This window comes from Klebsiella sp. Q11 (assembly GCF_964241505.1).
Taxonomy (GTDB): Bacteria; Pseudomonadota; Gammaproteobacteria; order Enterobacterales; family Enterobacteriaceae; genus Klebsiella; species Klebsiella michiganensis.
Map to the genome: position 1 here is coordinate 237,375 of NZ_CAXSXW010000006.1, position 17,926 is coordinate 255,300.

Sequence of the window (17,926 nt, forward strand, 5' to 3'; positions counted from 1 at the left end):
TGTGCACGGTTACTCGCCGCCTTCTGCTTTTTCAGCGAAGGTGATGCCGTCGATAAAGGCCACCGCGCCGTAATCCTCAACAATGAAGTCATCGTTAGAGGACTGATACGTTGCCACACGGTTGTATTCCGGCTCCTCTTTGATCGTCCGGCGCAGGCCGCCGCGCTGGTAGTAGATCGAGAGGTTTTTAAACGGCGTGATGAGGATCGCGTTACCCGGCATGTAGGGCGCGATGAAGGTCGGCATATTGCCTACGCGTTCCTGCGCCACAATCAGCTGACCGGCCAGCATTTCGGTGTTCGGGTTGGTCTGGCTCATGGCGTTGATGGTTGGGAAGTTGCTGGTTGTCAGCAGATCGCCGGACAAAATCACCACGTTGTCAGGGTTGCGCTTATGCCACTCGTCCATGAGGCTGTTTTTGGCGTCATAGACCGCAGCCGCTACGTTGCCGTAGGTGCCCTCGGCGACAATGGCGTTGTTCTGGTTGCGCGAAGTGATCGTCACACCGGTAATGCGACGGTGCGCCGCTTCGTTGCGGATTTTTTGCAGCCAGCCAATACCACAATCCTGCAACAGCGGATTCGCTGCGCGGTCTGACGGGTCGGCGTAGCTGGTACCGTTAAAGCCGATCATGATGCGGTCGAGCGACATCTGACGGGCCATCGCCGAGCTAATCAGCGGCTGGAAGTTCGGCTGATGCGCCCACGCATCCATCTGCGCGTAACTGACGGCGTAGTCATAGTTGGTTTTACGACACAGATAGTTGTACGCGTCCATCTGGTCGTTAGCGCCGGGATTGCGACGGTTGGTGGTGCTGTTGTTGACGCCCGCCAGCGGGCCTTTGCTGCCGATCAGGATTTTCTGGCCGATCTGCTCTTCAACACCAAAGACGTTAATCAGCCTCAGGAAAGCATCATCCTGCTGCGCTGCGGCCTCAAGGCGCTGCTGCACGGTCGGATCAACGCTGAATTGCGCCGCGACGGCGGCGGCGGTGACGCCGTTCAGCTGCGCCTGACGGGCAACGTAACCGTCAAAGTGCCTGCGGGTGGAGTTTCTCATGTGCGGGTTCTCTCGTTATAGATATCAGTAGTCAGCGAGCTGCGCGTTCGCGCCGCCGTTCGCTGGCTGGCGCTGGCTGAAATTGCCGTCAGTGCCTTCCAGCTGCTGACGCAGCGCGGCAAGGTCGGTGGTCAGCTTCTGGATGGCGGCTTTGTCCTGCTGGCGCTCCAGTTCAGCGGCGTTGAACTGGTCAATTTGTTCAGATTGTGATTGCGCCACGGCTTCAACGACCTGATGCATCTGGCTGAAGCGCTGATCGTCAGTTTTCTGGCCTTTGCTGATAATGCCCATCACACGGCTATACCACTTCGCCCCTTCGTCGCTGCGCTGAGCGGTCAGCTCAATGACCTCGGCTTCAATGGCTTCGGAGAACATCGGCGGCTCTGCCTGCTGGTTGTTGAAGGCCATCACCGATGCGCGCTGCTGGGTGGCAAACTTCAGGCGTTCGGTGCCGAGGCTTGCCGGCGTATCGGTCATCGCCAGCCCCACGATATAGGCCTTGCCGTTAAGGGCGAATTGCGGGTGCAGCTCAATGCTGGAGTAGACCTTCTCCCCCTTATTGGTCATCTGCACCATGCGATCAGACGGTTCAATTTCCGCATACAGCGCCGTACGACCGGCCAGAGGCCCTTCGGTAATATCCTCGGTGCTGAGTGCTGCCACATCGCCCATCGCGCCAAAGTCGCTGCCTGGATACGGGGAGAGATAGTGCTCGATGTTGACGCGCGCGCCGTACACTTCCTGGCTGTAGTTCGCCGCCGCATCGCGAAGGTGTTGCGGCTGAATTTCGCGGCCATCAACGGTATTACCGGAGACGGCAACGCGGAATTTCTTACGGGGTTTGGTTGTGCCTGCCATGTTCGTTTACTCGCTCGGTTTCTGAGTTCCCGGTGATGATGGCAGGCGGTGACGCACGCGCTCAACGCGTTGTTGTTGTGAGGGAACTGTCACAACCAAAAGCGGGCGAAAGGGCACACGCGCGCGGGTTAATCTCCCCGGCAGGAAGCGAGGAGGACAAATGGCGATTGAAGAAGCATTCATCATGCAGCGGGCGCGGCAGCTCTACTGGCAGGGATACCCGCCGGCGGAAATCGCACGCCTGATGGGTATCAATCAGAACACGATTTACTCATGGAAAAAACGTGACGAATGGGACACCACGCCACCGATCCAGCGCGTCACGACGTCCATTGATGCACGACTGATCCAGCTCACCAGTAAGGACACAAAGACCGGTGGCGACTTCAAGGAAATTGACCTGCTGACGCGACAGCTCAAAAAGCTGGATAACGGCACACCAGTGACGCAGCCGAAGAAGAAGATCCGCAAGAAACAGAACTTCTTTTCCGAGGCGCAGATCTCCGCGCTGCGGGCCAATATCATCGACTCGCTGCACTGGCATCAGAAAACCTGGTATGAGAACCATCACCACCGTAACCGGGCGATCCTGAAAAGCCGACAGGTTGGCGCAACCTGGTACTTTGCCCGGGAAGCGCTGCTGCGTGCGCTGTCTGATGACGTGAAGTACAAGCATCAGCTCAACCAGATATTTCTGTCGGCCAGCCGCCGCCAGGCGTACCAGTTCCGCAGCTTCATTCGCGCCGCAGCTGCTGAAGTTGATGTTGAGCTAAAGGGCGGTGACATGATCCAGCTGTTCAACGGCGCGGAGCTGCACTTTCTCGGCACGTCAGCTGCAACCGCGCAGTCGTACACCGGCAACCTGTACTTTGACGAATTTTTCTGGGTCGGGCAGTTTGCCAACCTGAAGAAAGTGGCCGGCGCAATGGCGACCCTGAAGGGGTTGACGCGTACCTACTTCTCGACGCCGTCGGCAGAGAGTCACGAGGCGTACCCCTTCTGGTCTGGTGAGGCGTTCAACAAAGGTCGCAGCCACGGTAAGCGCGTGGAGTTCGACACGTCCTGGAAAACGCTGAACAGTGGGTTGATGTGCCCGGACAAAATCTGGCGCCAGATCGTCACGTTGCAGGATGCGGTCGATAACGGTTGGGATCTGACTGACATTGACGAAATCCGCGAGGAAAACAGCCCGGAAGAGTACGACAACCTCTATGCCTGCACCTTCATCAAGAACGGCGAAACCGCCTTTGACTACAACATGCTGCTGAGCTGCGGCGCGGACGGCTATGACGAGTGGCCGGACTGGAAGCCTTACGCCATGCGGCCAATGGCCGATCGCCCGGTGTGGATTGGCTACGACCCCAACGGCTCCAGCGGCAAAGGCGACAGCGGGGCCATCTCTGTTAACGCGGCGCCACTGATCCCCGGCGGCAAGTTCCGCACTATTGAAACTATTCGCGTGCGCGGCATGGAGTTTGAGGCGCAGGCCGCCATGATCATTAACATGCTCACGCGCTACAACGTGCAGCACATCGGCATCGACGGCAGCGGCATTGGCGAGGCGGTTTACCAGCTCGTGAAGAAGCGTTTTCCGGCGGCGGTGTGCTACCAGTTTTCGCCAGCGAGCAAGCGCATGCTGGTACTGAAGATGCTGCAACTGATTCGCGCCGGCCGCTGGGAGTATGACCGCGGCGAATATGACCTGATCACCGCTTTCTGTGCCGTGCGCAAGGTGGTCACTCCCGGCGGCGTCATCACCTACGATACCGACCGCGCCCGTGGTGTGAGTCACGGCGATCTCGCCTGGGCGACCATGCTTGCCACCGTTAACGAGCCGCTGGGTCAGGAAGGCGGCAACACTATGACTGTTATGGAGTACTGATGAGCAGACGAAAATCCCCGCGCGGCAGGCAGTATGCCAGAGAGCAAGCCGACCTCGCCGACGCGCTGAAGTCAGCCCCCGGCCTGAGCGCGTTCACGTTCGACGGGCCGTGGCCGGTGACCGGTGCTCATGACCTGCTGGATAACATGTACTGCGCCAACAATGGCCGGTACTACGAGACGCCGATCAGCTGGTACGGACTGGCCCGCCAGTTCGGCTATGCGAGCTGGCATCAGTCGGCGCTGTTCTTCAAGCGGAACGTGCTGGCCGGGTGCTTTATCCCGCACAAACTGCTGTCGCGCCAGGCGTTCTCCGCCTTTGCGCTCGACTGGTTTGTGTTCGGCAATGCGTACCTTGAGATGCGCCGTAACCGCCTGAATGGGCCAATGGGCTTTCGTAACTCACTGGCGAAGTACACCCGGCGAGGCTCTGACCTCGACACCTACTGGTTTATTCAGTCCGGGCTTGACGATCACCAGTTCGAGACCGGCTCGGTGTGCCATGTGATCAACCCCGACATTCACCAGGAGATCTACGGCATGCCGGAGTATTTCGCCGGCCTGCTGTCGGCCAACCTGGCCCACTCCGCCGACAAGTTCCGCAAGCTCTACTATGACAACGGGTCGCATGCCGGCTGTATTGTCTACGTCAGCAGTGCAGTGGCTGACGGGGAAAGCCTGGAGAACCTGAAGAAGACATTGACCGATACACGACGCGGCGGGGCATTTAAAAACATCCTGCTGAGTGCGCCCGGTGTCGGCAAAGACGCCGTGCAGATCCTGCCGTTCAGCCAGATATCGGCGAAGGATGAGTTTGTGGGTGTGAAGTCCTCCACCCGAGATGACATGCTCGCAGCTCACCGCGTGCCACCGCAGCTGATGGGTGCGATCCCGGAAGGCAACGGATCGTTCGGCGACGTCGAGAAGGCGGCGCGAGTATTCGCAGTCAACGAGCTGACACCGGTCATGGAGGCGATGAAGCATGTTAACGACTGGCTCAGTGAAGAGGTGATCCGCTTCAACCCTTACGCGTTGCTGACACCGCAAGACTAAAAACCCCGCCAGTGGCGGGGTTGTGCTTACTTAAGTGAGGCGGGGTACTGCTTTTGAATGGCTTTCTGGATGTGGCTTTTAATCTTCAATGCCACCTCTGAATAAGAGTATTCATCAGTACCCATAACAAAAACCGGAATAGGCTTATCGCCATCCACACTGATCGCGACATCAATCCCATCGCCTCCCGCAGACATCACCTGCAGCTTGACTGGAACGGTAACCGCAGGCAAATCCCTGTCGCTACCTGTCGCAGTACGCAGCACCATTTGCAGGGTACCATCGGTTTGCATTGGCATCTCATTAATGCGAGCGGGCTGAAAGGTGCCGCCACTCCCAATAAAACCAACATCAACATACGGACGACGCTCGCCGCGTTCATCGATCCAGTGCTCAGCTGGTAGGCCCAGCCAGCCCTTGTAAAATGATACCAGGCGTGTCGCCTCACGTTTAATGAGGCGCTCTACATCTTTCTTCTTTTCTTCAACCGCAAAACTTAACTGACACAGATCGTCAAAGTGGCTCATTGCTCACCTCGTAGACGTATTTAACTCACGCCCATTTTGCCCGTCCCGACAACTGCTGGCAAGGCCATCCACCTTTAAAGCCGCAAGCATCATTACCACGCTTCACCAGCGCCATTCTGGCGGGCTTTTGCCTGCGCGCTCGCCGGATGCACCGCGAAAGTGCGCGCCCGGCAGGCGGCTTTTGGCGAGGTATGCCGACCCCTTCCCTACCCCCAAAGCGCGCGCTTGCTCCCCCGCCTCGCCTGCGCGCTAAACGTGCCTCTTTTTGTGCACTTTGTGCAAACCGCCAAAGCCTCGCCAGTGCTGGCGCTGCGTAGCAAAAACGACGTTTCAAAAATTGTGCAATTTTGTGCGCTTTTTTGCACATATCACCTTATCAATATCCTTTTTAGCAATGTATTGAGGTCGTGATTGAAAAATCAGAAGATGCTCTTTCATTATCACATTCAGAAAACTAGGATAGCGCCATGAGAAAGACATGCATAAACATAAATGGAAATAGAATTCAAGATGTTACACCGGACTCATTTTCCTTCTCTGATGAGGATTTCGGTGCTTACGCCGCCTATGACACTGTTAAAGCATCTGATTATTACAACGTTGTAACATTAGTCCACAATGGAGCTGCTATTGGATACTGCTCCTACATGTTTGGGGGAGATAATGCCAACCCGGATGATATAGTGATTTCGATGACTATTGACTCCGTTTTTATCTCTCAGACTCACCGCGGCAACGGATATTCTAATTGTTTTGCAACCTATGTCGCATATGACTTTACTAACTACGTCAAAGCTATGACTGGAGGTGATAAACCTTTTCATTATGTTGATTTAAGTCATTATATCGGCGATGAGGGAGAGAATTTTCATGATCGCGTCTGTCAGATGGTTCGTGGGGAAAGGCCACACTACTGGCAAAAATAACCCTTTCACATTAGTGATGGCTACGCCCTTCAGTGGGTGGCCTTTTTCCAGCGTCTGACCAGGTCACGCACTGCCATATATTCGGAGGTTGGTTTATCTTTCTCGCCTGCGCGCCATACCTTCACCTCACGCAACCGGCCATTGTCCGCCGCGAGCAGGCCGCCGCCGTGGCGAACGCGTGCGCCGCTGGCGATTGACCGTACGACGTCATCGCTGACGAAAATCCGGCACTCGCGCAGCTGCGCGCCGATGCTGGCGATCATCTCTTCGGAGATGCCGTGTTTTTTCGTTGCTTCTTTTTGCTGCGCCTGGCGCAATGCGGCCTCAGCTTTTTTCTTCTGATACTCCGCAACCGCCGCCGCGTAGTTATCTGCTCGCCGTTCCGCCTCGATTCGCAGTTGCTCGCGCCAGCGCTGCTCGGCCTCTTCCGGCGTCAGGCTCATGTCTTTCGCGGCGGTAACTTTTGGCCCCCATGTCAGCGCGCTTTCGTCATCAATCGACGTGCGCAGGCCACGCGCGGTACGCGTGAAGGCTTGATCTGAGCTTTCCCGGGCGGATTTTCTGAGGCAGCTTGTGATCTCCTGCCTTTGCTGGCGTGAATATCGCCTCAAAACATCGATATTCAGCGGAAGTTCTGTCACTGAACTGTCGTCGGGCGCCGTTTTATCAGCTAGCTCCGCCGTTTCTGACGGCGGTTTTTCATCCGAAACGGAGCGCTCCGTACAGTTATTGACAGAACTCCGAGGGGCCGCTGCGCGGCCTTCTAAGGTCAAGACCTCGATCGGCGATGGCTTACGCTTCGGTACAATTTTGTAATCTGTGGTGCGGGTATAAATGACCGATTCACGGATGGTAAGAGGGCAATAGACGCCAGTTATCTTGGCGACCGTGTCACCATAATCATTGCCTTCTTCGGTGTATTCGTAGCTGAGACGAACGCGCAGGCAGTCACGAGACACCAACGGGCCGCCCTGGGCGTTGGTGTACCCCGGCCAGTCCGCCGCGTCAGCAGCCGCGCGAGCCTCTTCGATCTCAGGATGTAGAACCAGCTCGCGGTTGCCTAACCGGCGCAGCTCTCGCCAGGTAGTAACGGGCGCACCGCCGATCTGTTGAAACTGGCGGATATTCCAGCGCGACGCCCACGCCCGTACGCGCTTTGCCATCTCTTTGACGGACTGGCCTGATTCATCGTCTAACTCGCCGTCCATGCCGTAGCCGTCGATATTTTTCGAAATATATTTCGCGATATATCCCGTTGCCGATCCAAATTTTTCATCAATCGGCGTAACGGTAAAGCGGTGCTCCTGCGCCCCCGGCTCGTTGCCGTCCTCTTTCAGTGCATGTTTGCGGAAAATAGCCGTTGCATATTCCACCTCTTCCGGGCGCAGGAATAACAACAGGTGCCAGTGTGGGGTTGCGTCGTGGTGCGGCTCGGCGACACGAAAGCCGAAAGTACGAATACCCTCGCGGCCCCATTTAGCGCGGACTCGCGCCCAGACTTTGCAAAGGTATTTCTGCGTCTGGCGCGGGCCTGCGTCGCGATATTTGTCGTTGCGCTTGCCCGATTTTACGTGCGTGGAGTGATAACGAGACGGCGCGGTTAGCGTATAGAACATGCCGACCAAACCCATTTCGGTTGCCATGTCCTCAAACCCGCGCATGCGCACCATCAGCTCGGCGCGGGCGTTTTTGGGGTTGGACGTGCTACCCATGACCTTGTCCAGTAAAGAGCTGCGCTCGCCGGTGGCCTGATCTTCCAGTTCCATCGCCTGAAGAAATTCAAAGTTTGCCTTTTTCTGGGCTATCCACTCTCTGAAGCAGGGATCGGAGCAATACGGTGATGCTATTTTGCTCACGTAGCCGGTGGCGATCATGAGGTGCTCACGCCAGCGGTCATGTATTTTGCGGATTTTACTTAACCACCACTTTTCCGACTGAAGGCGCGCAACGGCACGCAGCGCCTCTTCGGCTTCCAGCTCCTCTTCGCAGTACCGACCCCAGCCAGGGATCGCGATATTGAGTGTCATCGCCTTACTGGCGATCGCGCCATACGCATAGATCGTGGAAAACTCTACATCGGCGGTTTTCTCGTACTGAAAATCAAACTCGCGCATAAACTCGCTTTTCATCAGGTTAGCGAGCTTATAAGCCAGTCGTTTCAGGCGTTTTTTATCTGCCCACGGCAGCAAGTGAAAATCATCACGCAGCGGGAAAAGGATTGCGGGAAGGTTGTCTTGTGGCAGGTATTGGGCGTTTACGGCATCAACGCGACGCAATACATGACGTTCAAATGTGCTAAACAGCCAGAGTACAGCGGCTTTTGGATCCTGCCGCTCCAGCGACTCCAGTCGCTGAGAGAATCGCTTGCGGATAAAAGCAGGGAGAGCCTGCACGCGGCGGCGGAGATGGCGAGCTCGCCTTGTGCGATCAAACGCCTCTCGCGCCTCGCCTTCGCGCGGGCGCAGCGGCTCCCGATAAACGACGTCAACAAGATCACCATAGGCGAGCGCCTTACGCTCGCCTTTTGGGGTGAGATACTCAATAGGGCTATCTTCGCTATCGTCGGGGCTAATGGCCTGCCGTGGAGCATTCCATCTCCATGCCAAAGCAGCGGAATCAGACATGATCCACCGCTGCCATGTAGGATTTTATGAACGCTGCCGCCGCTTCAATATTGATAGCGTTTCCGTAGGCGCGCAGTCTTCCCACTCTGGCGGGAATCCCATCAACCAGCGGGAATGATCCGGGTCTAACTGGCCGCCACTTTCCATCCCGGCAGTACAGCCAGTCAGCATCTCGCCAGAAGCCGTTAACCGGACTGGCTCCGCTATCTGCACCGCCACATCCAGCCTGTCCGTTGATAACTTCCCGTTGCGCATCCTGCCGCCCTGATAGCCGCCCTTGCCGTCCGTAGCCGTCGGCGTCGGCCATGCTGCCAGCCTGACAGCACCGCCCAAGGTTGTTCCCCGCTTCGGTGCATTGGCCGCCGCACCCTGCCCCGCAACCTGATTGTTGTCGATGGTTGTTGGCGTGGGCCAGCCAGTTAATAACGCTGCTGTCTGAAGGTTTACCCCCCCCTGTCGGTTGAAATTCCCCGCGCCCCTCCCATTGGAGGCGATCGGCGTCGGCCACCCAATAAGCACGGTCTCGCTGGTGCGGCGCGCCGACGCTCGCAGACGGAAACGCAGTCGCCCCGAAGGCATAGCCCAGGGCTTCCACGTCAGCTTGTACAAGGTCGATCCAGTCGTTCGCGTCAGCGCTGCCAGATTGCTCGCCAAAGACCACGACAGGGCGGCGCTGGCCGACAAGCCAATGTGCGGAGGGCCATAGGTGCCGCTCGTCAGCAAACCCAAGTCCTTTGCCTGCCGCGCTGAAAGGCTGGCAGGGGCATGATGCTGACCATGCCGGGTGACTATCTGGCCAACCTGCCCGACGCAGTGCGAGCGACCATCCACCGATTCCGGCGAAGAAATGGCACTGTGTGAATCCTTTAAGGTCATTGGGGGTGACATCCTCAATTGAGCGGGTATCAACGACGCCCGGAGCAATATGGCCGGCGTCGATAAGGTTGCGCAGGTGCTGTGCTGCGTGGGGGTCTATTTCGTTGTAATAAGCGAGGGCTTTCATTCGCAGATCCCCGCGCAAACACTGCTGCACACGGATTTGTCGTTAGCTTCAGCCAGTAGGTCAAACTGCGCGCCACCTCGGGTGGTCATCGCCCAGTCGCGATAGGTTTCAATCCCGTAACCGTCTACGGTGATGACGTCTATGCAGCGTTCTGCCCTGCGTGGGTCATGCGTAGATGGGAAAAAAGTAGAGTTTCCGCGGCGAGAGCAAGCCGCAACGAAGCGCTCCCACTCGGCTACCCTGGCTATCTCTTCCGGCCAGCGTTGGAAAATCTCTGCCAGCTCAGATTTGCGGGCATGAATGCACGGCATGTACCCAACGCGGCTGCAGCCCTGCTGATAGAGCGGGTTAGGTTTAATGCCGTAGCGTTTAGCAATGGCGAATACGTCCTCATGCAGCCAGTTGAGGATCGGACGATAGACGTGCAACCCTGGGGTATTGTCTGCATCCTCTTCCCACATCGGCAGTCCAGCCCGCGCTGGTGACTCCTGGGCCCTCACCCCCTGCCAACTGATAACCTCGTCATATTCATCAAGTGCCGGTAGCACGACCTGAGTGCGCACGGGCTCGTGTTTCAGGTCGAATGTGCAGAACCGCGCTTTAGTGCTCGGGAAACGGCCCTTCCACATGCACAGGTCGAGGAATGGATTCCCGGTCGGATGGAGGATTTCGAGCGCGCGGGCAATACGCTCCGCCGCCTCATTGGGGGTCATGCCGCACTCTTCAACGAGAGATACCGGCCATTTTTCTGCAATGAATTTACGCTTACCCTCGATCTGGCGAGTAAAGTCGGCTTTTACGCGGCGAATCGGGCCTAGCTTTTGCTCCAGGTAATCGAGGTACTCCATCGTTTGAGGGTGTTCGTGGCCGGTGTCAGCAAACACCCGCTCATGCTGCACGCCGTTCTCTAAGGCATACAGGCATTGCGCCAACGAGTCTTTCCCGCCGGACATGGAAATCAAATTAAAGGTGTTTCCTGCTAAGCAGCGGGCGTCAACGGTGATTACAGGCATACCTCACCCCCAAAAATCATTCTCAGGATGTAGAAGGTGGCGATGGCTGACGGAGTCCAGAAAAACAGCAAGCAGAGCACGCAGCAGATAACAAGGTTTCGCCAGAACCGGCGGCAATTGGTTTCTTGGTTCATCAGAATGGCAACTCCTCATCAGGACTGTCGGAAACGAGTTGCAGGCGTACAAGTCCACCCCTCTTAATGCCCTGGTCGTCGCTGCCTATGCCGGACACACATGACTTAAAGAGCGGCACATCTGCATCAAGGATGAATGCCCTGAAATCAATCAGGGTGAAAGTGTGGTACTGCTGGCTACCGGTTATGCGGTAAACCAGCGCCGTCACTATGGTGTAATCCCCTGACTCATCGGCGGGATCTACTGCTAACCAGACAGGCTCATTCATCAGAATCCCTCCGCGCCGTCGAATGCGCCCGCCGCAGCCATTGCGCCGTAAGTGGCTTTTCCCATAACCGTGCCGCAGTCAGGGCAGCAACCGCCGCCAGAACGGCCACAGCCTTCGCAAACGCGAAGCACGCCAATCACCTCGCCGGCCATATCTCGGCTTTTGGCGCTGACAGAGCGGCGAACGCTTAACGCATGGAGCCTGAAAGGGGAATAGATCTCGCGGGCTTCCGGCGTGTCGCTGTTTGAGATAACCGAGCGGGTGCCGTGCTGGCGATGAGCATCGAGAAGGGTTAAAACTAAAGCGCGATGATCGTCCAGGGTAAACGGCTTGCCGTAGGCAGTGAAATTGGCGGTTTTGCTGGTCGGGATGTAGGGGGGGTCGCAGTAAATAACAGCGTCATATGCCAGTTGCATAACGTCAGGGATGGAGTGGCGAAAATCGCTATGGATGAAAATCGCTTTTGTGTCGTTGGCCTTTTCGGCAAAGCGGCGCATTTCATCAGCCGGAAAGTAAGGTGCAGCATATTCCCCGAACGGGACGTTATGATCACCCTTCTGATTGATGCGATATACCCCGTTAAAGCAATGGCGGTTCAGATACAGAAACAAAGCGGCGTAAAGCAAGGCGGTATCAGCTTTGCCCGTATCGCTCCACTGCATGGAGTTAAATAGTGCACGGCGCTTGTAATATTTCTCTTCGTTATTGCCACCCAGAAACATTCCGCGTTCGGTGTCGATCAGTCTCTCGGTGTCAGAGGTCAATACGCGAAGGAAGTTAATCAGCGCGCGATTGCTATCGCAGAGAACATAGCGGCGGTATTCCGTATTCATAAATACGGTGCCGCTGCCAACGAACGGCTCTATTAAACAATCAGCTTTTGGTAAGTGCTTCAGCAGCTCCGGCATGACGCGGGTTTTGCCCCCCGCCCATTTGATGGGTGATTTAATCATTACCTTGCCCTCAGAGTGATTCGAGGTGTGGAGTGGTAAGACGCTGCCAGATCTCGCAAACCTGCTCGGCCTGATAGACGGCATCTGTCAGTGTGTACCGCGCAAAGGCTTTCCGTGCGTGGGGGGCGTAGCCAGTGGCGGCGGCAAGATCGAGAAGAGAGCGAATGCAGCGGAATTTTGTACCGTCAGGGAAGATGCCAAGCACTTTTGTGCGCTCGACGGCATACCGCAATGAGACCAGCTTTTCTGGGGTATCCTTGAACCACACAAATAAACTATCGAACCGATGCTCGGTGTTGTCGGCAATAAAGCCCGCCAGGTCGCACATCACACCTTCTTCGGCCTCGGTGGCACTCGTTAATTCAGCGCGCCAGTGGGAATCCTTTTTCATCCACTCAAAGGCTGTATCAACGTTGATCAGGCCTGTCGCCATCCGGATATTGATTGGAGAGTAAAAGCTTTTCCCGATCTGACCCGTTGACGGCTCAAAGAACACGGCTTCGATAGCGAGCAAAGGTGAAGACTCTTTCTCGTTGATGATTAACAAATCGACCATTAAATGATTCATTATTTATTGCCCTCGCTGATTGGTAATTCGCGGCTATCAATCCACCGCTCGACTGATGAATAAATCTCTTCCGGGGTAGCACTTTCCTTTTTCAGCTGGCCGACATAAATACGCAGCAGGCCCAGAAGGTGGGCACGTTCGTGCTTCCGAGCGTTGGCGCTTATTTCCACAAACTCCGGATCGCTTATTCCGCCATCCAGTTTTATTGACGTGATCGACATGCGACCTCCTAAAAAAGGCAAAACGAATCCCCGGCAAAATGAATGCCGTTATTTTTAACGCTGGTCAATTAATGGTTAGGGCGCTGTTTTCTTTCTTTTAACCTGCTTAAATATCCTTTCATGCCAGAAATACAGGAAATCAATAAACGTCATTCGCGCACGTCCGTGATTACCGCGAATTGTTTTTTCCAGACCGTAGATAATTAAATCAATCGACGGGCTATTGGAAGCAACAGTGATGCGAGCGCCGTTTTTTAGATGAACGGTGAAACCTTGTTCCGCGCTCTCTATCGCCTCGCGGATCAGCATCTCCTGTTCCCATGACGTTTTCTCTTCGGTGAACATGGTACGCCCCGCTTATCGGCTGTAGAGGGGTGAGCTCTTTAGTTTTGCCGGGATATTTGCCATTGCCTGTTTCAGCTGCTGCATCATCTCCGGTGTCACCTCAATAGACACCGCAAGAGGCTTAGCAAACATCAGTGTTTTGGTTTTGACATCGTGCGGCTCTGCGTCGATTGACAGCAGGTCGTATGGCTTCGGGATATCACCGTTGGTGATCGCAATAATGATGTTGCGCAGCTCTTCCAGCGTGGCTTCATCGTTCTCGCCCTGAAGCATAGCGAAGTGATAAAGGTGGGAAACGCCGTGGCGTAAAAGTTGATGTGAATAATCATGGTTCCATTCCAGAAACTCTTTATTGAAATGGAAGCATTGCAGCAGCGAATTGATTTTGTCTGCGTATTCTCTTTTCATTTTCGGCCTCGGTTAATTAATGAATGGTGAAGCGGTTGTTATTAATAATGCGATCTATCGTTTTGCGTGCTTCAGATAACGCAAAGTCAATTCCGAAAGAATCACCATCTTTCATAATTTGATAACGCTTCTTACCTACCCTGCGCGGTAATACACGGATGGTGAAGCCGCAACAAATTCCGGCGTGCTTATTTATCCAGATGACCTTGGGTAAGTTATCGCGCGTAATTCCGCTCCCTTTCGGCATGACCATCCCCTTTAGTTCATTGACTCAACAAAGCGTTCGGCTTTGTAGCGGGCGTTCATGTAGATAGCGAGCAGGTTCACTTCCCGCTTTGCTCGCGGGCGGGCCTGGATGATCGGTAAGCGGCCATCATCTGCGCGGTGCTGAACTGCCTTCAGCGTTAAGCCGGTGCGTTTTGCATAGTCGGCTAAGGACTCAGAAACACGATCGCCGAATGGGTAATCTCCCGGCAAATCCCTGATTTCAGTTGGCGTGGTGGCTCTTCTTGCGTTTCTTGCCATGTGCTATCCTGCCTTATTTGGGTAATTTAGGGTCATTTGGTGTACTTATAAGTACACCATAATTCGAATCTTAGTGTACTTAAAGGAACACTGTCAATGAATCTTGGCGAAAAAATAAGAGCTATTCGCGAAGCTGAAGGCTTAACAAGGGATGAATTCGGTTCCCTGCTGGAAATCCCCATAGGCACTCTTCGTCGTTACGAAACCGGGCGGATTGAAAACATAGGCGGTGACGTTCTAATCAAAATTGTTAATCACACTAACTTTCATAAGTACATGAATTGGTTGATGACGGACAAAACCGATGAAGGAGCCGGACAAATTGCCCCTACTCTCTCCCCTGATGGGCAAGACGGAACATCGAGCCGCCGAAGCGCGAAAAAGGTTGGCTAACTGCTTTAAATATAATGGAAAGATGGGGTAAAGGTGGGATCTGTCATGAGAGGGGGATTTTCTGGTGAGTATTAAATCTCTTAAAGATGGCTATATGGTTGATATGCGTCCGCAGGGTCGTGAAGGCCGGCGTATACGCAAAAAATTCCCAACCAAATCCGAAGCGCAACAATATGAGCGCTGGATCCTGTCCTCTCAACACGGGAAAGAATGGTTGGATAGAGCCCCCGATAAGCGTCCGTTCTCCGAACTCATTGAGCTTTGGTGGCGCATCAAAGGCCAGACCATGAAATCAGGCGAAAGTACCCGCCGGAAACTTGAGCGCGTTGATGAAGCGATGGGCTTCCCCACCACAGACCGGATGAATAAGAATGCCTGGGCCGAATATCGCGGAACCCGATATGCAGCGGGCATTAAGGCCAAGACACTCAACCGCGAACAGGAAACGCTCTCTTCTCTGTTCGGTACGCTCATTGAAACCGGGAATTATCACCATGAAAACCCCTTTAAAGGCATCTCACCGCTAAAAGTACACGCGCATGAAATGGGCTATCTGCTGAAGGCGCAGATTAACCAGCTATTGACTACCCTGCCCGAGCCGGAAAACCTCGCGGCGCGATTAAGTCTGGCGACCGGCGCCCGCTGGGGTGAGGTCGTTAAACTAAGACGAACACATCTTGCTCATTCAAAAGCGATGTTCATTAACACTAAGAACAGCAAAAACAGAACCGTGCCTGTTAGTAACACACTATTTGATGAATTGTGCGAGCGGGGAACGGGCGATATTTTTGCGGACGTGGATTACGAACTGCTTCGCCGGACGATCAAGCAGGTGGCTCCGGATCTACCGGACGGCCAGGGGGTTCATGTTCTGCGACATACCTTCGCCAGCCATTTCATGATGAACGGCGGCAATATTCTGACTCTGCAAAAAATACTGGGTCATTCGAACATACAGCAAACGATGGTATACGCGCATCTTGCGCCAGATTACCTACAGGATGCTGTGCGATTTAACCCTCTGGAGAACTAAAATGGATATGAAAGAACCAACAGAGCAAGAATTGAGAGATTTTCTTCTAAAAAAATTTTATGAAGAAAAACTCAACTCCAAAATCGATCTTCTGAACGGCAATGAACAAGAAGTAACAGATAAGTATCGTAGTCGTCTTAGAACTATAGATGCAGAGATGTTATTTAAGTACCTTTCAGAAAAAGGAATTTCAGGACATTGCCTAGCTTGCGGTTCAGATAAATTATCTGTTCCACAGACTGGTTACATAAAAACCGATGGCTTTCCCGATAACTTTGACTCTCTTGGAGATGCTGAGCGAGACATGATTGAAGATGCTCAATCAGTACAATATGTCCAATATGTTGCATTTGGTAATCTAAATACGATCGCAGGACTAAGAAAAAGCTATTACATAGTCAATTGCCTCAATTGTGGGCATTTGAGCCTATATCGTTCCAGTGCTGTCCTTAAGTGGTTTGAAGATCATAACCCCAAGGGAGCACAAAACGATGAGTAGTGTTAGGGAGTTCCCCCGCTCCAATGGCACAAATGATGTACTATGGAAGAAAGATGGGGATGGAGGCGATGGCATGTATGGCAATCTTGAAAAACGAGTGGAAAAACTTGAAGACGGCATTTCCTCTGTCAAGCTAGACCTTGTACGACTGACGGAGCGTTCGGAGCAGTTTGCCACGAAGGCTGGTTTGCTGGAGCTTAAAGGTGAATTGAAATCTGAAATATCCAATACGAAGAATGAGCTTAAATTAGGCATTGTTAATGTCAAAAGCGAGCTCATCGAAGCGATGGATAAGCGTTTTGATAAGCTTGAGGAAAAAGCTCGTTGGAAATGGGGTAGTGTCGTGGTTCCCGTTGCTGTCGGCATTCTTTCAGCACTCATCACCTTTTTAGTGGCAGAATTTGGCTCCTGATAGAGATCCACAAAATGTCCACACCCGCCGAGTAATAGCGGGTTTTGGTGGGTGGTTTGAGGTTATCTAAAAGCCAGAATTTCAGTAACTTATTGAAATTCTGGCATATGTGATCGGCGGAGTGATCCGCCTCAGGCTAAGTTACACCGTCACAACCGGTACGCGCGGCGCGAGCGCGCACATTAATTCATATCCGACGGTGCCGCAGGAGGCCGCGACATCGTCAATTTTGATCTCTTTGCCCCACAGCTCAACCGGCGCGCCGATCCCTGCCTGCGGGCATGGGGTCAAATCCACGGCCAGCATATCCATTGAGATGCGCCCGACCGTCACGGTGCGTACGCCGTCAACCAGCACCGGCGTACCGCTCGGCGCCAGCCGCGGGTAACCATCAGCATAGCCGCAGGCAACGATGCCGATACGCCGCTCCTCCGCCGTGCGCCAGGTTGCGCCGTAGCCGACCGCTTCACCGGCTTTCAGGTTCTGTACGGCAATAATTTCGCTGCTTAGCGTCATCACCGGTTTCAGCCCGGTGTTGGCCACGTCCTGCCACAGGCCGGAAGGCGAGGCGCCGTACAGCACGATCCCCGGCCTCACCCAGTTAAAATGCGACTCCGGATGCCACAAGGTTGCCGCCGAGTTCGCCAGCGAGCGCGGGCAATCCAGCCCTTCCGCCGCCTGCTCAATGCGCCGCATCGGCTCGACAATGCCGTCCGGGTTTTCCGCTTCGGCGAAATGCGACATTAACGTCATTTCGCTGACGTTACCGAGCGCTCGCAACTGCTGCCAGACGATGTGCAAACGGTCCGGCATAAAACCCAGCCGATTCATCCCGCTATTCACCTTGACGTAAATATCGAGGGGCGCGTGCAGCTTCGCCTGCTGCAGCGCCTTGATTTGCCAGTTACTGTGCACGCTGGTAGTCAATCGGTATTTATCAAACAGCGCCAGCTCATCGGCATGGAAGAAACCTTCCAGCATCAGTATCGGCCCTTTCCAGCCGAGCTCGCGCAGCAGGATCGCCTCTTCAAGATTGAGCATCGCGAAACCGTCCGCGGCGCTAAGCGCGTTCCAGACCCTTGCCAGGCCGTGGCCATAAGCATTGGCTTTGACCACCGCCCACAGGCGCGAGCCGGGCGCCGCGCGGCGAACAATGTGTTGATTCTGGCGTAAGGCTGACATATCAATGCTGGCCTTTACAGGACGAGACATGAAAGCTCCT

The 17,926-nt window shown here is 54.5% G+C and carries 22 protein-coding genes; 7 read left to right on the forward strand and 15 right to left on the reverse strand.

The genetic code is table 11. The features are described from left to right. Positions 1-9: 9 nt before the first annotated feature. Both ACESQ2_RS11910 and ACESQ2_RS11915 read right to left on the reverse strand, forming a co-directional pair. Complete coding sequence (locus ACESQ2_RS11910) at positions 10-1,059, reverse strand: phage major capsid protein, P2 family (RefSeq protein WP_231536280.1); 1,050 nt, start codon at positions 1,057-1,059, stop codon at positions 10-12. A 24-nt stretch (positions 1,060-1,083) separates the two neighbouring features. Beyond that, positions 1,084-1,917: a GPO family capsid scaffolding protein gene (locus ACESQ2_RS11915; protein WP_117251309.1), complete on the reverse strand. Its 834-nt coding sequence runs from the start codon at positions 1,915-1,917 to the stop codon at positions 1,084-1,086. Positions 1,918-2,077: 160 nt separating this feature from the next. On the opposite strand from ACESQ2_RS11915, the gene ACESQ2_RS11920 reads away from it, so the two are divergent. Then, on the forward strand, positions 2,078-3,799 hold the full coding sequence (locus ACESQ2_RS11920) for a terminase large subunit domain-containing protein (protein ID WP_063106269.1): 1,722 nt from the start codon (positions 2,078-2,080) through the stop codon (positions 3,797-3,799). Continuing rightward, complete coding sequence (locus tag ACESQ2_RS11925; protein ID WP_231536279.1) at positions 3,799-4,851, forward strand: phage portal protein; 1,053 nt, start codon at positions 3,799-3,801, stop codon at positions 4,849-4,851. Before ACESQ2_RS11920 ends, ACESQ2_RS11925 begins: the two co-directional genes overlap by 1 nt. A 26-nt stretch (positions 4,852-4,877) precedes the next feature. Here the strand turns inward: ACESQ2_RS11925 and ACESQ2_RS11930 are convergent, their stop codons facing one another. Then, positions 4,878-5,378, reverse strand: a complete 501-nt coding sequence (locus ACESQ2_RS11930; RefSeq protein ID WP_080850463.1) for a hypothetical protein — start codon at positions 5,376-5,378, stop codon at positions 4,878-4,880. 467 nt (positions 5,379-5,845) lie between these two features. On the opposite strand from ACESQ2_RS11930, the gene ACESQ2_RS11935 reads away from it, so the two are divergent. After that, entirely contained in the window at positions 5,846-6,304 is a 459-nt protein-coding gene (locus ACESQ2_RS11935; protein ID WP_231536277.1) for a hypothetical protein, read from the forward strand. A 29-nt stretch (positions 6,305-6,333) separates the two neighbouring features. On the opposite strand, the gene ACESQ2_RS11940 is transcribed toward ACESQ2_RS11935, so the two are convergent. The 11 genes from ACESQ2_RS11940 to ACESQ2_RS11990 all read right to left on the reverse strand — a co-directional run bounded on the left by ACESQ2_RS11940 (position 6,334) and on the right by ACESQ2_RS11990 (position 14,367). Next, positions 6,334-8,928, reverse strand: a complete 2,595-nt coding sequence (locus ACESQ2_RS11940) for a replication endonuclease (RefSeq protein WP_231536276.1) — start codon at positions 8,926-8,928, stop codon at positions 6,334-6,336. Further along, positions 8,921-9,931 carry a DNA cytosine methyltransferase gene (locus tag ACESQ2_RS11945; protein ID WP_231536273.1) on the reverse strand — a complete coding sequence of 337 codons (1,011 nt, stop codon included), beginning with the start codon at positions 9,929-9,931 and terminating at the stop codon, positions 8,921-8,923. The genes ACESQ2_RS11940 and ACESQ2_RS11945 overlap by 8 nt, the downstream gene beginning before the upstream one ends. Continuing rightward, positions 9,928-10,944 (reverse strand): phosphoadenosine phosphosulfate reductase family protein, encoded by a 1,017-nt coding sequence (locus ACESQ2_RS11950; protein ID WP_231536272.1) that lies wholly within the window; start codon positions 10,942-10,944, stop codon positions 9,928-9,930. Before ACESQ2_RS11950 ends, ACESQ2_RS11945 begins: the two co-directional genes overlap by 4 nt. A 133-nt stretch (positions 10,945-11,077) precedes the next feature. Beyond that, the gene (locus tag ACESQ2_RS11955) at positions 11,078-11,347 is read right to left on the reverse strand and encodes a hypothetical protein (RefSeq protein WP_214163965.1); all 270 of its coding nucleotides are present in this window, start codon (positions 11,345-11,347) and stop codon (positions 11,078-11,080) included. Continuing rightward, the gene (locus tag ACESQ2_RS11960) at positions 11,347-12,300 is read right to left on the reverse strand and encodes a Dam family site-specific DNA-(adenine-N6)-methyltransferase (RefSeq protein WP_231536270.1); all 954 of its coding nucleotides are present in this window, start codon (positions 12,298-12,300) and stop codon (positions 11,347-11,349) included. The genes ACESQ2_RS11955 and ACESQ2_RS11960 overlap by 1 nt, the downstream gene beginning before the upstream one ends. 10 nt (positions 12,301-12,310) lie before the next feature. Next, positions 12,311-12,868, reverse strand: coding sequence for a 3'-5' exonuclease (locus tag ACESQ2_RS11965; protein ID WP_250951372.1), 558 nt, complete (start codon positions 12,866-12,868; stop codon positions 12,311-12,313). Next, positions 12,868-13,089 carry a hypothetical protein gene (locus ACESQ2_RS11970; protein ID WP_148379118.1) on the reverse strand — a complete coding sequence of 74 codons (222 nt, stop codon included), beginning with the start codon at positions 13,087-13,089 and terminating at the stop codon, positions 12,868-12,870. Before ACESQ2_RS11970 ends, ACESQ2_RS11965 begins: the two co-directional genes overlap by 1 nt. Before the next feature lie 75 nt (positions 13,090-13,164). Next, positions 13,165-13,434: a hypothetical protein gene (locus ACESQ2_RS11975; RefSeq protein WP_231536266.1), complete on the reverse strand. Its 270-nt coding sequence runs from the start codon at positions 13,432-13,434 to the stop codon at positions 13,165-13,167. 12 nt (positions 13,435-13,446) lie between these two features. Next, entirely contained in the window at positions 13,447-13,842 is a 396-nt protein-coding gene (locus ACESQ2_RS11980) for a hypothetical protein (protein ID WP_231536264.1), read from the reverse strand. A gap of 16 nt (positions 13,843-13,858) precedes the next feature. Next, complete coding sequence (locus ACESQ2_RS11985; RefSeq protein ID WP_231536262.1) at positions 13,859-14,089, reverse strand: DUF4761 domain-containing protein; 231 nt, start codon at positions 14,087-14,089, stop codon at positions 13,859-13,861. 11 nt (positions 14,090-14,100) lie between these two features. Next, positions 14,101-14,367: a DNA-binding protein gene (locus tag ACESQ2_RS11990; RefSeq protein WP_142446660.1), complete on the reverse strand. Its 267-nt coding sequence runs from the start codon at positions 14,365-14,367 to the stop codon at positions 14,101-14,103. Between the two features lie 96 nt (positions 14,368-14,463). Between ACESQ2_RS11990 and ACESQ2_RS11995 the strand changes: the two genes are divergently transcribed. From ACESQ2_RS11995 to ACESQ2_RS12010, 4 genes are all read left to right on the forward strand, one after another. Then, entirely contained in the window at positions 14,464-14,760 is a 297-nt protein-coding gene (locus ACESQ2_RS11995; protein WP_142446661.1) for a helix-turn-helix transcriptional regulator, read from the forward strand. Between the two features lie 103 nt (positions 14,761-14,863). After that, positions 14,864-15,793: a tyrosine-type recombinase/integrase gene (locus ACESQ2_RS12000; RefSeq protein ID WP_208431133.1), complete on the forward strand. Its 930-nt coding sequence runs from the start codon at positions 14,864-14,866 to the stop codon at positions 15,791-15,793. A gap of 1 nt (position 15,794) precedes the next feature. Then, complete coding sequence (locus ACESQ2_RS12005; RefSeq protein WP_142446663.1) at positions 15,795-16,292, forward strand: hypothetical protein; 498 nt, start codon at positions 15,795-15,797, stop codon at positions 16,290-16,292. After that, on the forward strand, positions 16,285-16,704 hold the full coding sequence (locus ACESQ2_RS12010) for a hypothetical protein (protein WP_142446664.1): 420 nt from the start codon (positions 16,285-16,287) through the stop codon (positions 16,702-16,704). The genes ACESQ2_RS12005 and ACESQ2_RS12010 overlap by 8 nt, the downstream gene beginning before the upstream one ends. Positions 16,705-16,845: 141 nt before the next feature. Here ACESQ2_RS12010 and dadX read toward each other — a convergent pair whose 3' ends face one another. Beyond that, entirely contained in the window at positions 16,846-17,916 is a 1,071-nt protein-coding gene (gene dadX / locus ACESQ2_RS12015; RefSeq protein WP_046878395.1) for a catabolic alanine racemase DadX, read from the reverse strand. Between the last annotated feature and the right edge of the window lie 10 nt (positions 17,917-17,926).

Coding starts and splice junctions, on each gene's coding strand:
- ACESQ2_RS11970 (WP_148379118.1), bottom strand. CDS start 13,089: ATGTCGATCACGTCAATAAAACTGGATGGCGGAATAAGCGATCCGGAG.
- ACESQ2_RS12000 (WP_208431133.1), top strand. CDS start 14,864: ATGCGTCCGCAGGGTCGTGAAGGCCGGCGTATACGCAAAAAATTCCCA.
- ACESQ2_RS11975 (WP_231536266.1), bottom strand. CDS start 13,434: ATGTTCACCGAAGAGAAAACGTCATGGGAACAGGAGATGCTGATCCGC.
- ACESQ2_RS11995 (WP_142446661.1), top strand. CDS start 14,464: ATGAATCTTGGCGAAAAAATAAGAGCTATTCGCGAAGCTGAAGGCTTA.
- ACESQ2_RS11945 (WP_231536273.1), bottom strand. CDS start 9,931: ATGAAAGCCCTCGCTTATTACAACGAAATAGACCCCCACGCAGCACAG.
- ACESQ2_RS11950 (WP_231536272.1), bottom strand. CDS start 10,944: ATGCCTGTAATCACCGTTGACGCCCGCTGCTTAGCAGGAAACACCTTT.
- ACESQ2_RS12005 (WP_142446663.1), top strand. CDS start 15,795: ATGGATATGAAAGAACCAACAGAGCAAGAATTGAGAGATTTTCTTCTA.
- ACESQ2_RS11980 (WP_231536264.1), bottom strand. CDS start 13,842: ATGAAAAGAGAATACGCAGACAAAATCAATTCGCTGCTGCAATGCTTC.
- ACESQ2_RS11935 (WP_231536277.1), top strand. CDS start 5,846: ATGAGAAAGACATGCATAAACATAAATGGAAATAGAATTCAAGATGTT.
- ACESQ2_RS11920 (WP_063106269.1), top strand. CDS start 2,078: ATGGCGATTGAAGAAGCATTCATCATGCAGCGGGCGCGGCAGCTCTAC.
- ACESQ2_RS12010 (WP_142446664.1), top strand. CDS start 16,285: ATGAGTAGTGTTAGGGAGTTCCCCCGCTCCAATGGCACAAATGATGTA.
- ACESQ2_RS11955 (WP_214163965.1), bottom strand. CDS start 11,347: ATGAATGAGCCTGTCTGGTTAGCAGTAGATCCCGCCGATGAGTCAGGG.
- ACESQ2_RS11965 (WP_250951372.1), bottom strand. CDS start 12,868: ATGAATCATTTAATGGTCGATTTGTTAATCATCAACGAGAAAGAGTCT.
- ACESQ2_RS11930 (WP_080850463.1), bottom strand. CDS start 5,378: ATGAGCCACTTTGACGATCTGTGTCAGTTAAGTTTTGCGGTTGAAGAA.
- ACESQ2_RS11925 (WP_231536279.1), top strand. CDS start 3,799: ATGAGCAGACGAAAATCCCCGCGCGGCAGGCAGTATGCCAGAGAGCAA.
- ACESQ2_RS11985 (WP_231536262.1), bottom strand. CDS start 14,089: ATGCCGAAAGGGAGCGGAATTACGCGCGATAACTTACCCAAGGTCATC.
- ACESQ2_RS11990 (WP_142446660.1), bottom strand. CDS start 14,367: ATGGCAAGAAACGCAAGAAGAGCCACCACGCCAACTGAAATCAGGGAT.
- ACESQ2_RS11940 (WP_231536276.1), bottom strand. CDS start 8,928: ATGTCTGATTCCGCTGCTTTGGCATGGAGATGGAATGCTCCACGGCAG.
- dadX (WP_046878395.1), bottom strand. CDS start 17,916: ATGTCTCGTCCTGTAAAGGCCAGCATTGATATGTCAGCCTTACGCCAG.
- ACESQ2_RS11960 (WP_231536270.1), bottom strand. CDS start 12,300: ATGATTAAATCACCCATCAAATGGGCGGGGGGCAAAACCCGCGTCATG.
- ACESQ2_RS11915 (WP_117251309.1), bottom strand. CDS start 1,917: ATGGCAGGCACAACCAAACCCCGTAAGAAATTCCGCGTTGCCGTCTCC.
- ACESQ2_RS11910 (WP_231536280.1), bottom strand. CDS start 1,059: ATGAGAAACTCCACCCGCAGGCACTTTGACGGTTACGTTGCCCGTCAG.